This is a genomic window from Pseudoduganella rhizocola, from assembly GCF_045984285.3.
GTDB lineage: Bacteria > Pseudomonadota > Gammaproteobacteria > Burkholderiales > Burkholderiaceae_D > Rugamonas.
Genome location: NZ_JBJQIK030000001.1, coordinates 25,804 through 38,519 on the forward strand (window position 1 = coordinate 25,804; position 12,716 = coordinate 38,519).

Annotated in this window: 13 protein-coding genes; 9 read left to right on the forward strand and 4 right to left on the reverse strand. The window is 64.0% G+C overall.

Annotation, left to right across the window (positions count from 1 at the left end; genetic code table 11):
* Window positions 1-15 precede the first annotated feature (15 nt).
* From hutU to ACJRPG_RS00165, 7 genes are read left to right on the forward strand one after another with little or no spacing between them, the layout of a single operon-like run.
* On the forward strand, window positions 16-1,719 hold the full coding sequence (gene hutU / locus ACJRPG_RS00135; protein ID WP_407998004.1) for a urocanate hydratase: 1,704 nt from the start codon (window positions 16-18) through the stop codon (window positions 1,717-1,719).
* 4 nt (window positions 1,720-1,723) lie between these two features.
* Entirely contained in the window at window positions 1,724-3,268 is a 1,545-nt protein-coding gene (hutH, locus tag ACJRPG_RS00140; RefSeq protein ID WP_407998005.1) for a histidine ammonia-lyase, read from the forward strand.
* A gap of 9 nt (window positions 3,269-3,277) precedes the next feature.
* A complete protein-coding gene (gene hutG / locus ACJRPG_RS00145) occupies window positions 3,278-4,066 on the forward strand; it encodes an N-formylglutamate deformylase (protein ID WP_407998006.1) in 789 nt (262 codons plus the stop codon).
* A complete protein-coding gene (locus ACJRPG_RS00150; RefSeq protein ID WP_407998007.1) occupies window positions 4,063-5,430 on the forward strand; it encodes a formimidoylglutamate deiminase in 1,368 nt (455 codons plus the stop codon). Before hutG ends, ACJRPG_RS00150 begins: the two co-directional genes overlap by 4 nt.
* Complete coding sequence (locus ACJRPG_RS00155; RefSeq protein WP_407998008.1) at window positions 5,427-6,020, forward strand: HutD/Ves family protein; 594 nt, start codon at window positions 5,427-5,429, stop codon at window positions 6,018-6,020. The genes ACJRPG_RS00150 and ACJRPG_RS00155 overlap by 4 nt, the downstream gene beginning before the upstream one ends.
* The gene (hutI, locus tag ACJRPG_RS00160) at window positions 6,017-7,258 is read left to right on the forward strand and encodes an imidazolonepropionase (protein WP_407998009.1); all 1,242 of its coding nucleotides are present in this window, start codon (window positions 6,017-6,019) and stop codon (window positions 7,256-7,258) included. Before ACJRPG_RS00155 ends, hutI begins: the two co-directional genes overlap by 4 nt.
* Complete coding sequence (locus ACJRPG_RS00165; protein ID WP_407998010.1) at window positions 7,259-8,911, forward strand: ABC transporter permease/substrate-binding protein; 1,653 nt, start codon at window positions 7,259-7,261, stop codon at window positions 8,909-8,911.
* A 124-nt stretch (window positions 8,912-9,035) separates the two neighbouring features.
* On the opposite strand, the gene ACJRPG_RS00170 is transcribed toward ACJRPG_RS00165, so the two are convergent.
* Both ACJRPG_RS00170 and ACJRPG_RS00175 read right to left on the reverse strand, forming a co-directional pair.
* Window positions 9,036-9,521 carry a GNAT family N-acetyltransferase gene (locus tag ACJRPG_RS00170; protein ID WP_407998011.1) on the reverse strand — a complete coding sequence of 162 codons (486 nt, stop codon included), beginning with the start codon at window positions 9,519-9,521 and terminating at the stop codon, window positions 9,036-9,038.
* Window positions 9,518-10,465 carry a DMT family transporter gene (locus ACJRPG_RS00175; RefSeq protein ID WP_407998012.1) on the reverse strand — a complete coding sequence of 316 codons (948 nt, stop codon included), beginning with the start codon at window positions 10,463-10,465 and terminating at the stop codon, window positions 9,518-9,520. The genes ACJRPG_RS00170 and ACJRPG_RS00175 overlap by 4 nt, the downstream gene beginning before the upstream one ends.
* A 141-nt stretch (window positions 10,466-10,606) precedes the next feature.
* On the opposite strand from ACJRPG_RS00175, the gene ACJRPG_RS00180 reads away from it, so the two are divergent.
* Window positions 10,607-10,735 carry a hypothetical protein gene (locus ACJRPG_RS00180; RefSeq protein ID WP_407998013.1) on the forward strand — a complete coding sequence of 43 codons (129 nt, stop codon included), beginning with the start codon at window positions 10,607-10,609 and terminating at the stop codon, window positions 10,733-10,735.
* Here the strand turns inward: ACJRPG_RS00180 and ACJRPG_RS00185 are convergent, their stop codons facing one another.
* Window positions 10,736-11,173 carry an Mpo1 family 2-hydroxy fatty acid dioxygenase gene (locus tag ACJRPG_RS00185; RefSeq protein WP_407998014.1) on the reverse strand — a complete coding sequence of 146 codons (438 nt, stop codon included), beginning with the start codon at window positions 11,171-11,173 and terminating at the stop codon, window positions 10,736-10,738.
* Between the two features lie 77 nt (window positions 11,174-11,250).
* On the opposite strand from ACJRPG_RS00185, the gene ACJRPG_RS00190 reads away from it, so the two are divergent.
* A complete protein-coding gene (locus ACJRPG_RS00190) occupies window positions 11,251-11,733 on the forward strand; it encodes a DNA-deoxyinosine glycosylase (RefSeq protein WP_407998015.1) in 483 nt (160 codons plus the stop codon).
* Between the two features lie 31 nt (window positions 11,734-11,764).
* Here the strand turns inward: ACJRPG_RS00190 and ACJRPG_RS00195 are convergent, their stop codons facing one another.
* Window positions 11,765-12,571, reverse strand: coding sequence for a hypothetical protein (locus tag ACJRPG_RS00195; RefSeq protein ID WP_407998016.1), 807 nt, complete (start codon window positions 12,569-12,571; stop codon window positions 11,765-11,767).
* Window positions 12,572-12,716: the final 145 nt, after the last annotated feature.

Here is a 12,716-nt window from a genome sequence, read left to right on the forward strand (position 1 = left end):
ATTCAAGGAGACGAGATGAGCACCCAACCGACCAACGATCCCCGCTACGACGCCAGCCGCGATATCCGCGCGCCGCGCGGCCCGGAGCGCGTGTGCAAAACCTGGGGCGCGGAAGCCGCCTACCGCATGATCCAGAATAATCTGGACAAGGAGGTGGCGGAGAACCCGAAACATCTCGTCGTTTATGGAGGTATCGGCCGCGCCGCCCGCAACTGGGAATGCTTCGACCAGATCCTCGCTTCGCTGAAGGAGCTGGAAGCGGACCAGACCCTGCTGATCCAGTCCGGCAAACCGGTGGGCGTGTTCCAGACCCACGAAGACGCGCCGCGCGTGCTGCTCGCCAATTCCAACCTGGTGCCGAAATGGGCCAACTGGGAGCACTTCAATGAACTGGACCGCAAGGGCCTGTTCATGTATGGCCAGATGACGGCCGGCAGCTGGATCTACATCGGCACGCAGGGCATCGTGCAGGGCACCTACGAAACCTTCGCCGAGGCGGGCCGCCAGCACTTCGGCGGCGACCTGAAAGGCCGCTGGATCCTGACCGCAGGCCTGGGCGGCATGGGCGGCGCTCAGCCGCTGGCGGCAACGATGGCAGGGGCCGTGTCGCTCACCGTGGAGTGCCAGCAGAGCAGCATCGACTTCCGCCTGCGCACGCGCTACCTGGACAAGCAGGCATCCAGCATCGATGAAGCGCTGGCCATGGTGCGCGAGCACAAGGAGCGCGGCGAAGCCATCTCCATCGGCCTGCTGGGCAACGCGGCCGACGTGCTGCCGGAACTGGTGAAGCGCGCGAAGGCGGGCGGCCTGGTGCCCGACCTCGTCACCGACCAGACTTCCGCGCATGACCTGATCAACGGCTACCTGCCGCAAGGCTGGCAGGTGGCGGACTGGAAGGCGGCCCAGCACGATGCCGCGCGCCACGCCGAACTGAAAGCCGCCGCATCGCAATCCTGCGCCGTGCATGTGCAGGCCATGCTGGACTTCCAGCAGCTGGGCGCCAAAGTGGTCGATTACGGCAACAATATCCGCCAGGTGGCCTTCGACCAGGGCGTGAAGAATGCCTTCGATTTCCCCGGCTTCGTTCCCGCTTACATCCGCCCGCAGTTCTGCGAGGGCCGCGGCCCGTTCCGCTGGGTGGCCCTGTCCGGCGATCCGGAAGACATCTACAAGACCGATGCCAAGATCAAGGAACTGTTCCCGCACCACGCACAGGTGCACCGCTGGCTGGACATGGCGCGCGAGCGCATCGCCTTCCAGGGCCTGCCCGCGCGTATCTGCTGGCTGGGCCTGGGCGAACGCCACATTGCCGGCCTGGCCTTCAACGAAATGGTGCGCAATGGCGAACTGAAAGCGCCCATCGTGATCGGCCGCGACCACCTGGACACCGGCTCGGTCGCCAGCCCGAACCGTGAAACCGAAAGCATGAAAGACGGCACCGACGCCGTTTCCGACTGGCCGCTGCTGAACGCGCTGCTGAACACCGCCGGCGGCGCCACCTGGGTGTCGCTGCACCACGGCGGCGGCGTGGGCATGGGCTATTCGCAGCACTCCGGCGTAGTGATCGTGGCTGACGGCACCGACGCCGCCGCGAAGCGCCTGGCGCGCGTGCTGGTCAACGACAGCGGCTCCGGCGTGATGCGCCATGCCGATGCGGGCTATGAGACCGCCGTCGCCTGCGCCAAGCGCAATGGCCTGAACCTTCCAATGATCAAGTGAACCTATGAAGAACAATAGCTGGACTCTCAAACCGGGCAAGATCACGCTGGCCGAACTGCGCGCCGCATGGGCTGCGCATGGCAGCGTCACGCTGGCTGCGGAAGCATGGCCCGTCATCGAAGCCTCCGCGCAGGCGGTGCAGGCCATTGTGGCCAAGGGCGATGCCGCTTACGGCATCAACACCGGTTTCGGCCTGCTGGCCAAAACCCGCATCCCGGACGACAAGCTGGAACAGCTGCAGCGCAACCTGATCCTGTCGCATTCCGTGGGCACGGGCGAGCTGATGGCCGACCACGTGGTGCGCCTGCTGATGCTGATGAAGATCGGCAGCCTGGCGCGCGGCTACTCCGGCATCCGCCCCATTGTGATCGAAAGCCTGATCGCGCTGTACAACGCGGGCATCATGCCGGCGATTCCGGTCAAGGGTTCGGTCGGCGCCTCCGGCGACCTGGCGCCGCTGTCGCACATGACGCTGGCGCTGCTGGGCGTTGGCGAAGTGCGCGTAAACGGTGAGCTGATGCAGGCCGCCGATGCGCTGAAAGCCGCAGGTATCGCCCCGGTGGTGCTGGCTGCGAAGGAAGGCCTGGCGCTGATCAACGGCACCCAGGCCTCCGCTGCGCTGGGGCTGCATGGCCTTTTCATGGCCGAGCGCCTGCTGGAAGCGGGCATGGTAACGGGCTCGCTGTCGATCGACGCCGCCAAGGGCAGCGATTCTCCGTTCGATGCGCGCGTGCATGAAGTGCGCGGCCAGCCGGGCCAGATCGCGGCAGCATCCATCTACCGCCAGCTGGTGAGCGGCAGCGCCATCCGCGCCTCGCACCTGGTGGGCGACGAGCGCGTGCAGGATCCATACTGCCTGCGCTGCCAGCCGCAGGTGATGGGCGCGTGCTGGGACATCATCGGCAACGCGGCCCGCACGCTGCTGATCGAAGCCAATGCCGTAACGGACAATCCGCTGCTGTTCAACGACGGCGAAGTGCAGGTCGTCTCCGGCGGCAACTTCCACGCCGAGCCTGTGGCCTTCGCAGCGGATACGCTGGCGCTGGCCATTGCCGAAATCGGCAGTATTTCCGAGCGCCGCATCGCGCTGCTGATCGACGCCACGCTGTCCGGTCTGCCGCCCTTCCTGGTGCGCGAACCCGGCGTGAATTCCGGCTTCATGATCGCCCACGTTACGGCCGCCGCACTGGCCTCGGAAAACAAGGCGCTGGCGCATCCCGCCAGCGTGGACACGATTCCCACGTCCGCCAACCAGGAAGACCATGTGAGCATGGCCACCTTCGCGGCGCGCCGTCTGGACGATATGGCGCACAATACGGCAACCATCGTCGGTATCGAACTGCTGGCTGCGGCGCAGGGCATCGACTTCCACCGTCCGCTGCGTACCGCCGCGCACCTGGAGCACGTGCACGCGCAGCTGCGCCAGAAAGTGCCGTTCTTCGACGCCGACCGCTACTTCGCGCCGGACATCGAGGCGGCAAAGCAGATGGTGCTGAAAGGCGAGCTGAGCGCGAGCTGCAAGAGCCTGTTCACGCCGCTGCATCCGTAAGGAGAGGCCATGGAATATCAATTCAGTGCAGGCAGCATTCCGCTGCTGGTATCGATGCCCCATGCAGGCACCGATATTCCGGACGATATTTTCGCCACCATGGAAGCTTGCGCCCAGGTCAAAGCCGATACCGACTGGCACCTGCCGGAGCTGTATGGCTTCCTGAAGGAGATGGGCGCCTCCACGCTGGCGGCGCGCTGGTCGCGCTATGTGATCGACCTGAACCGCCCGCCCGAAGACACCAACCTCTATCCGGGGCAGGACACCACGGGCCTGTGTCCCGTGGATACCTTCGGCCGCGAGCGCCTCTACAAGCCTGGCCTGGCGCCGAACAGCGCCGAAGTGGCGCGCCGCCTGGCCACCTACTGGCAGCCCTACCACCAGCAGCTGCGCGCGGAGCTGGACCGCCTGCTGGCGCTGCATGGCCGCGTGGTGCTGTGGGAGGCCCACTCGATCGCCTCCGTGGTGCCGCGCTTCTTCGACGGCAAGCTGCCGGACCTGAACTTCGGCACCGCCGGCGGCGCAAGCTGCGACCCTGCCATGAGCGAAACCATCACCAGTATCGCGCAGGCCGACGGACACTACACGATGGCCATCAACGGCCGCTTCAAGGGCGGCCATATCACGCGCTTCTACGGCAGGCCGGAGCAGGGCGTGCATGCGATCCAGCTGGAGATGTGCCAGTCGACCTATATGGACGAGACGCCGCCTTTCGCCTACCGTCCGGACCTTGCCGCCCAGGTGCAGCCGCTGCTGCGCCGCATGACGCAGGCGGCCGCCGGCTGGGCGCGCGGATGAACCGCCTGTTCGCCCATCATGCGCTGCTGCCGGAAGGCTGGCGCAATAACGTGCTGCTGGAATGGAGTGCGGACGGCACCCTGCATGCGGCGCGCGCCGAAGTGGAAGCGCCCACCGGCGTGCAGCGCGCGCACTACGTGCTGCCGGGGATGGTCAACCTGCATTCGCACAGCTTCCAGCGCGCGCTGGGCGGCATGACGGAAGCGGCGGGCGATACGCCGGACAGTTTCTGGACCTGGCGCGACCTGATGTACCGCTTCGCGCGCCAGATCACGCCGGAGCAGATGGGCGCCATCGCCGCGCAGCTGTTCAGCGAATGCCTGCGCCACGGCTATACCTCGATCTGCGAATTCCATTACGTGCACCGCCAGCCGGATGGCGGCATGTACGCGCAGCCTGCCGAAACCGCGCAGCATATCGCCGACGCGGCGCGCCTGAGCGGCATCGGCCTCACCATGCTGCCGGTGCTGTACAGCTATTCCGGCTTTGGCGAAGCGCCGCTCAAGCCGGAACAGAGCCGCTTCCGCACCGATGCGCAGGATATCCTGCGCATCATCGATGCGCTGTCGGCGCAGCGCGGGCCGCAGCTGGAAGTGGGCGTGGCGCCACATTCGCTGCGTGCGGCCTCGGTGGGGCAGATCAGGGAAGTGCTGGCCGCCTTGCCGGCCCGGCGCCCGGTGCACATCCACATCGCCGAGCAGCAGGGCGAAGTGCAGCAGTCGCTCGATTTCAGCCGGCGCCGCCCGGTGCAATACCTGTACGACCAGTTGCCGGTAGACCAGCGCTGGTGCCTGGTGCATGCAACGCACTTGGTGGATGGAGAGGTAAAGCAGATCGCACGCAGCGGCGCGGTGGCGGGCCTGTGCCCGACCACCGAAGCCAACCTGGGTGACGGCCTGTTCCCGCTGGAAGCTTTCCTGGCCGAGGGCGGCAGGATCGGCATCGGCAGCGACAGCCATGTTTCCCAGAGCCCGGTAGAGGAGCTGCGCTGGCTCGAATACGGCCAGCGCCTTGCTCATCAGCGCCGCAATATTGCAGTCTCGCGCAGCCAGCGCAGGGTGGGCGATTTCCTGTGGCAGGCCGCTCTGCAAGGCGGGGCGCAGGCGGCAGGGCGCCCGGTTGGCGCACTGGAAGCAGGCAAGCGGGCCGACCTGCTGGTGCTGGATGAGCAGCATCCCAATCTGGATGGTTTGCGGACGGATGACCTACTGGGCACCCTTATCTTCAACGGAAATGATAATCTAGTAAAAGATGTTATGGTTGGCGGCCACTGGGTGGTGCGCAACCGGGAGCATGTGGCGCAACCGGCCATCGCCGCCCGCTTCAGACAGACGCTGGCCGAACTGCGCGAGCTACGATCATGACCCGATTGATTCAGTACGCAAGCCTGCATGCCACGCCCTGGAAAAACGGCGGCGGCTCCACGACGGAGCTGATCGTCTCTCCGCCCGGCGCCACCTTCGAGGATTTCGACTGGCGCATCAGCATCGCCACCATCTCGCAAAGCGGCCCTTTCTCGCAATTTCCCGGTATCGACCGCACGCTGACCCTGATCGACGGTCCCGGCGTGGTGCTGGACGTGGGGAACGAGCGCCGCGTGGCGCTCAGCGAGCGCGAACCGGTGGTGGCCTTTCCCGGCGAGACAGCGGTAATGGCCACGGTGGATGGCGGCGCCACTACCGACTTCAATGTGATGACGCGCCGTGACTGCTGCGAACACCAGGTGGAGCGCCGCGTCGTGCGCGATTTCTCCACCCTGGAGCGGCGCAGCGAAGTCACCGTGCTGTTCCTCGCGGAAGGGGAGAGCATGACGGTGCACAGCGGCAGTGAACGGATTGCCATGGTGCGCTATGATGCGCTGGTGCTGGACAAGGAAGAGACCTGGACGCTGGAAGCAGGCCTCGCAACGGTATTCATCGTCGATATCATGGCGACGGAAAAAGAGGAAGCATGACGCAACACTGGGATCTGCTGATCCGCAATGTTCACCTGGCGACGATGCGCGATGGCTACGGCGAGATCCGCCACGGCGCGATCGCTGTCAGCGCCGGCCGCATCGCCTGGCTCGGTCCGGAAAACGAAGCGGCACAACACGGCAGCGCGGCCGAAACGCGCGATGGCGGCGGCGGCTGGCTCACGCCGGGCCTGATCGACTGCCACACCCACATCATCCACGCGGGCAACCGCAGCGACGAATTCGAAGCGCGCCTGAACGGCGCCACCTATGAAGATATTGCGAAGGCGGGCGGCGGCATCATGTCCACCGTGCGCGCCACGCGTGCGGCCGGCGAAGATGAGCTGCTGCGCCAGAGCCTTCCGCGCATTGCCAGCCTGCTGGCCGAAGGCGTCACCACGCTGGAGATCAAGTCCGGCTATGGCCTGTCCCTGGAGGCGGAAGCAAAGATGCTGCGCGCCGCGCGCCGCGCCGGTGAGCTGCTGCCGGTGCGCGTGGCTACCACTTTCCTCGGCGCGCATGCGCTGCCTCCTGAATTTGCAGGGCGTGCGGACGACTACGTGGCCGAAGTCTGCGCCATGATTCCTGTGCTGGCGCGCGAGGGGCTGGCCGATGCGGTGGATGCTTTCTGCGAGCGCATCGGCTTCACGCGCGAGCAGACGGAGCGCATCTTCCTCGCGGCGCAGCAGCAGGGGCTGCCCGTCAAGCTGCATGCGGAACAGCTGTCCGACCAGCAGGGCGCGGAGCTGGTCGCACGCTTCAAAGGCCTTTCCGCCGACCATCTTGAACACCTGGGCGCCGGCGGCATCGCCGCCATGCGCCGCGCCGGTACGGTGGCCGTGCTGCTGCCGGGCGCCTATTACTTCCTGCGCGACACCACGCCGCCCCCGGTGGCGGCGCTGCGCGAAGCGGGTGTGCCCATGGCCGTGGCTACGGATAACAATCCCGGCACCTCGCCCATGACATCGCTTCTGCTGGCGATGAATATGGTCTGCACACTGTGGCGCCTTACGCCGCAGGAAGCGCTGGCAGGGTGCACGGTTCACGCCGCGCGCGCCCTCGGCCTGCAGAACGAAGCAGGTACGCTGGAACCCGGCAAGCGCGCGGACTTCGCGCTGTGGCAGATTGCACGGCCGGCCGACCTTTCCTACGCCTTCGGCTTCAACCCCTGCAAGGCGGTGGTGAACGGCGGCGTGTGGCGCGATCCCCTTGTGGCGCTGCCGGAACTGGGCGCCTGAGTGCGGCGCTGGTGGCTATGGCTGTTCTGCCTTGCCGCCGGCAGTGCGCTGGCGGATGACGGCGTGCTGCGCGTCGGCTCCAAGCGCTTCACGGAATCCTATATCCTCGGCGAGCTGATTGCGCAGACGGCCGCTCCGCACGTCCGCACCGAGCACCAGCAGGGGCTGGGCAACACGGCCATCGTGCTGGAGGCGCTGAAGGCGGGCAGTATCGATGTGTACGCCGAATACGCAGGCACGATCAGCCAGGAGATCCTGAAGAACCCGGCGCCCGTGCCGCTTGAGGCAATGCAGAGCGCGCTGGCGCCGATGGGGCTGGGCGTCGCAGTGCCGCTTGGCTTCAATAACACTTATGCCCTGGCGGTGCGCGGCGATGCGCGTGGCGTGCGGGTCTTGAGCGATCTCGCTGCGCATCCGGAGCTGCGCTTCGGCCTTTCGCATGAATTCATCGGCCGCGCGGACGGCTGGCCGGGACTGGCGCGCAGCTACCAGCTTCCGCAGCACCCGCGCGGGCTCGATCACGGCATCGCCTATGAAGCGCTGAAGCAGAAGCAGGTGGATGTGATCGACATCTACTCGACGGACGCGAAGATCAGCGAATATGGCCTGCGCGTGCTGGCGGACGACCGCAACTACTTCCCGCGCTACGACGCTGTGCTGCTGTACCGCCTCGATGCGGTGCAGCGCTTCCCGGCCGCGTGGCGGGCGCTGCAAGGGCTCGCGGGCCGCATCAGCGAAGCGGACATGATTGCGATGAACGCCGCCGCCGAGCTGCGCGGCCAGCCCTTCGCCGCCATCGCCCGCGACTGGCTCGCACGCCAGCCTCCCGCCGCGCCCGGCGCCGTCTTCGCCACCGCGCAGGGCACCAGGGGCGGCGCCGGCTCGCCGGCAGCCGCGCTTGCGGGACCGGCTGATGCTGCCGCGCCGGGCGCGCCGGATGCGGCATTGCACGCAGCAGGCGCAGCGTCGGCCGTGGCCGGCACGCCGCATGCTGCGCCTGCGACGCCCGTTTCGCTGGCCGGCCGCCTGTTCGCCGACGACCTCTGGCCACTGACCCGTCAGCACATCACGCTGGTTGCGCTGTCGGTCGCCATCGCCTGCGCCATCGGCATTCCCCTCGGGATTCTCGCCGCGTTTACGCCCGCCCTGCGCCAGCCGGTGCTGGCCGCCACAGGTGTGCTGCAGACCATTCCATCGCTCGCACTGCTGGCCATGCTGATTCCCTTGCTGGGCGCCATCGGCACCATCCCCGCCCTGGTGGCATTGACCGTGTATGCACTGCTCCCGATTGTGCGCAACACCTGCACCGGCATCACGGGCGTGCCGGAAGGGCTGCGCCAGGCCGCGCTGGCATTGGGGCTGACGAAGCCGCAGCGCCTGCGGCATGTGGATCTCCCGCTGGCGATGCCGGTGATTCTTGCTGGCATCAAAACCGCCGCGATCATGTCTGTCGGCACGGCAACAATCGCCGCCTTCATCGGCGCGGGAGGTTACGGGGAGAGGATCACCACCGGACTGGCGCTGAACGACAACGGCCTGCTGCTGGCCGGCGCGATTCCGGCCGCAGTGCTCGCCTTGCTGACGCAGGCGCTGTTCGAGTTGATCGAGCGCTGCTTTTGTAAGCAAGCCTCGCTATCCGGTAAGAGTTTGTAAGTTCCGGTTGCGCCAATTTCCGGGAGGACTATAGTGAAATCGTTGATTCATCTCCCCTCCCAACTGACAACTGGGTTCGAGCCCACGCAGTAACAATTGCTGCGTGGGATTTTTTTTTCGCCCCTCAGGCGGCTGCCAGCGCGTCCAGGGCCTCGCCCGTGACACGGCAGATGCGCCAATCGGGCATCACCACCGCCCCCACCTTCTCGTAGAACCGGATCGCGTTCTCGTTCCAGTCCAGCACCGACCATTCGAAACGGCCGCAATCGCGTTCCACCGCCAGCTGCGCCAGCGCCACCAGCATCTGCTTGCCATAACCGTGGCCGCGGCGGTTCTGCTTCACATACAGGTCTTCCAGGTACAGGCCTTTCTTGCACAGGAAGGTGGAGAAGTTATGGAAGAACAGCGCGAAAGTCACCACTTCGCCATTCGCTTCCTCACCCACGATGGCCTCGCATGGCGGTTTCGGGCCGAACAGCGCCTCCTGCAGCATGGCTTCATTCGCCACCACCATGTGTTCCAGTTTTTCGAAGACGGCCAGTTCGTGGATCATGCCGAAGATATGCGGCACGTCCTGCGGGCGTGCGGGACGGATGTTCAGATTGCTCATGAGGCTTTTTTCAATGGTTCGGAAATGGATTCTTCAATCGGCGCCGGCTTCGCTTCGGTGGGCGCGCGCAAGGCCCAGGCCACGCTGGCCAGGCACAGCACCATGCCCAGGCACTCCACCAGGCCGGGACGGAAGTTTTCGAGGCGGATCGACAGCAGCACGGAGATCACCGGCGTCACCACACCAATATATACGGCCTTCTGGCCGCCGATGCGGTCGATCAGCGTAAAGTAGCAGGCAAAGGCAATGACGGAGCCGAACAGCGCCAGGTACAGCAGCCCGGCCCAGTACCTGGGTGCCGTCGGCAGCGCGAAGCTCTGGCCGCTGGCGAACACCCAGGCCGTCACCAGCAGTGTGCCCCACAACATGCCCCAGGCCATGGTCAGCAGCACGTTCGGTGCATGTTCGCGCACCTTCACCACCAGCACATTGCCGAGCGAGCTTGCAATGGTTGCCGTCAGCGCGAGCATCAGGCCCAGCAGGAAGTGGCCTTCGCCTCCGAGGCTGATATCGTGCAGTGCAATAGAAATGGATTGATAGAACAGCAGGATGACTCCGCTCACGGCCACGCCGCCCCCCGCCCAGGTGCGCCAGGTCAGGGGCGTGCCGAAGGCCACGCGCGACATCAGTGGAATCCAGAACACCATCAGCGCAAACAGCACGCCCACCAGCGCGGACACCAGATACTGCTCGGAAGAATAGGTGCAGATATAGCTCACTCCAAAGCTGGCGCAGCCTTGCAGGATGGTCCAGCGCTGCGCCTTCCATGGCAGGCGCAGCTTGTCGCCGCGCAGCCAGCACCAGGCAAACAGCACGGCGGACGACAGCGCAAAGCGATACACCACCGAAACGGACGGGGCAACTTCCCCTAACTGCAGAGTAATGGCCCAGAAAGTGGAACCCCAGATCAGGCAGGCGGTAATAAAGAGAAGAGGAGAGGGCATCGGACAAGTATAAGCGTTTCCCCCTGCTCTTGCTTAGGGGATAGTCCGTGTTGTTGCGGCGCAGCGAAAATACGCGCCTGCGAGCAGACCGGCGCGCGAAGGCGTATGATAAAGAACAACTTGGCGTTCAGGGAAACGGCAATGCAAAGGTCGCTGCGAAACAAAGTCTTGACGGTGATGGGCTACATCGCCGCCGTTCTGGGTCTGCTCGTGTCGGTGGCCGACGTGCTGCCGCCCAGCGTTCTGATCCGGGGCGCCAGCTTCAGCTGATCAGTAAGCCCAGCGCAGGCGTCGGTACAGGAAGCTCAGCACGAACAAGGGGCCGATCAGGAGGAAGCGCAGGTCGTCGAAGAAGGACGGCTTCCTGCCTTCGATCTGGTGCCCGATGAACTGGCCTACCCAGGCCAGCACAAAGATCGCGATACTCAGGGGCAGCACGGTAATCGGCGGCAGCGCCGCCAGCACGCCCAGCATGACCAGTGCCATGATCAGCATGCCCTTCGCGAAGGGCACCGACAGCTTGAAGTAATACACCATCGCCGCTGCCGCCGCAGCGGCCGCCACCAGCGGATGCAGCGCCCACAGCAGGCCGAGCAGCGAAAACACGATCAGCGGCACGCAGACCATGTGAATCAGTTCGTTTACGGGATTGCGGTGGCTTTCGCTGTATTGCTCCAGCAGTTCGTGGATCGAGCGGCTATCGGACATGGCGTACTCCGGCTTGTTATTGTTGGCAAAGCGCTACCGTTTGATTCTACACCTGAACATAGCGCTACAATGCACGAATGGCAGATTCCCTTACCGGCCTGGCGCCGGTGCTCGATTCCCGCACCCGTATCCTGATCCTCGGCAGCTTCCCCGGCGCGGCTTCGCTGGCCGCGCAGCAGTACTACGCGCACCCGCGCAACGCGCTGTGGCCTATTCTCTCTGCGCTCACCGGCGAGGACCTGGCCGGCATGCCTTATGCCGGGCGCCTGCCGCGCCTGCTGGCGCACGGCATCGGCTTATGGGATGTGCTGGGCGCCTGCGAGCGCGAAGGCAGCCTGGACTCCGCCATCCGCAAACCCGCCGCTAACGACTTCGCCCGCCTGCGCCAGCTCTGCCCCGAGCTGCACACGGTCGGCTTCAACGGCCAGACCTCCGGCAAGTTCGCGCCGCAGTTCGCCGCCGAAGGATATCGTACTGTGGTGCTGCCATCTAGCTCGCCGGCACACGCCTCAATGTCGCTTGAGGCAAAGCTTGTAGCATGGCGGCATCTCGTTCCATAACTATCGACGAGCTATCTCATCGTGATAGCGCTTATTTGAGAGCGAAGAACTGGCCAAAAATGCTCATTTCCTGCTTTTGTCTCCGAGTGAAGCGAATCTTTGGATTGGGTGTCTTCAGAAGGTACGTATTTCCGTAGTCGATACTTACTAGATAGCACGCCCGAAATGCTTTTCGAACTGCGCGCGACATGAATTCGAAGCGCAAAAGAAAGGAGATCATCTCGTCTTGGCCCCATGTAGTTTCTATGTCATATTGAGGGTGAGTGGTTAGCCCATGTACTAGCTGGTTGCGCATTTGTAAAAACCATTCAAGTGCTGGCTTGAATGTGGATTCCAGCTCATATGATTCCTCTATCGTACGAATTAACTGTCCCATTGTCTTTTTCTTCCATGCTTGCGTGAGATCATTAATGGTCTCGTACTTCGACTTTTCTTTTGCAGACACGGCCAATATGAAGGAATGCGCAATGTAGTGCTCAATTTCCTGACATCGAGCTACGCAAATGCCGAGAAGGTTGAAAAGGACGTTTTGACGATTAGTGAATTTGTCTTCTTCAAAGCTTGTAATTTCTTTGCTCTGTCGGAACGCTTTTATGAAACGTTCTCCTATTGCTCTAGGAGGCTCACCTTGGCTATATACAATATCGTTGAGCAATATTTCTTCCCGTCCGTCTACGTCACGGAACTCAGCGCCAAGCAGTTTGAGTAAGTCATTCCAGCCGTACCAAGGCCAAGTGATCTTTTTTCTTGCATAGGAAGCGAGTTTGCGCTTGGCCAAGCTTTCGGGTATGCGACAGACATGCACAGCACCAACTTCATCAGTGTCGAATCCGTTCATCTCGCATTCAATCTTAATTGCGCTGCGGATGTTTCTTGCGACAACAAAACAATCTTCTAGTCCATCGGAGTAGACCCAGTATAAGTTCCAACCTGCGGATTTTCGAAGGGTCTTGGGCATAAGACTAGAATTTTAAGATAGTGCG

Coding starts and splice junctions, on each gene's coding strand:
- ACJRPG_RS00185 (WP_407998014.1), bottom strand. CDS start 11,173: ATGTCCGATAGCCGCTCGATCCACGAACTGCTGGAGCAATACAGCGAA.
- ACJRPG_RS00150 (WP_407998007.1), top strand. CDS start 4,063: ATGAACCGCCTGTTCGCCCATCATGCGCTGCTGCCGGAAGGCTGGCGC.
- hutH (WP_407998005.1), top strand. CDS start 1,724: ATGAAGAACAATAGCTGGACTCTCAAACCGGGCAAGATCACGCTGGCC.
- hutI (WP_407998009.1), top strand. CDS start 6,017: ATGACGCAACACTGGGATCTGCTGATCCGCAATGTTCACCTGGCGACG.
- ACJRPG_RS00170 (WP_407998011.1), bottom strand. CDS start 9,521: ATGAGCAATCTGAACATCCGTCCCGCACGCCCGCAGGACGTGCCGCAT.
- hutU (WP_407998004.1), top strand. CDS start 16: ATGAGCACCCAACCGACCAACGATCCCCGCTACGACGCCAGCCGCGAT.
- ACJRPG_RS00175 (WP_407998012.1), bottom strand. CDS start 10,465: ATGCCCTCTCCTCTTCTCTTTATTACCGCCTGCCTGATCTGGGGTTCC.
- ACJRPG_RS00180 (WP_407998013.1), top strand. CDS start 10,607: ATGCAAAGGTCGCTGCGAAACAAAGTCTTGACGGTGATGGGCTACATC.
- ACJRPG_RS00195 (WP_407998016.1), bottom strand. CDS start 12,571: ATGAACGGATTCGACACTGATGAAGTTGGTGCTGTGCATGTCTGTCGC.
- ACJRPG_RS00155 (WP_407998008.1), top strand. CDS start 5,427: ATGACCCGATTGATTCAGTACGCAAGCCTGCATGCCACGCCCTGGAAA.
- hutG (WP_407998006.1), top strand. CDS start 3,278: ATGGAATATCAATTCAGTGCAGGCAGCATTCCGCTGCTGGTATCGATG.
- ACJRPG_RS00190 (WP_407998015.1), top strand. CDS start 11,251: ATGGCAGATTCCCTTACCGGCCTGGCGCCGGTGCTCGATTCCCGCACC.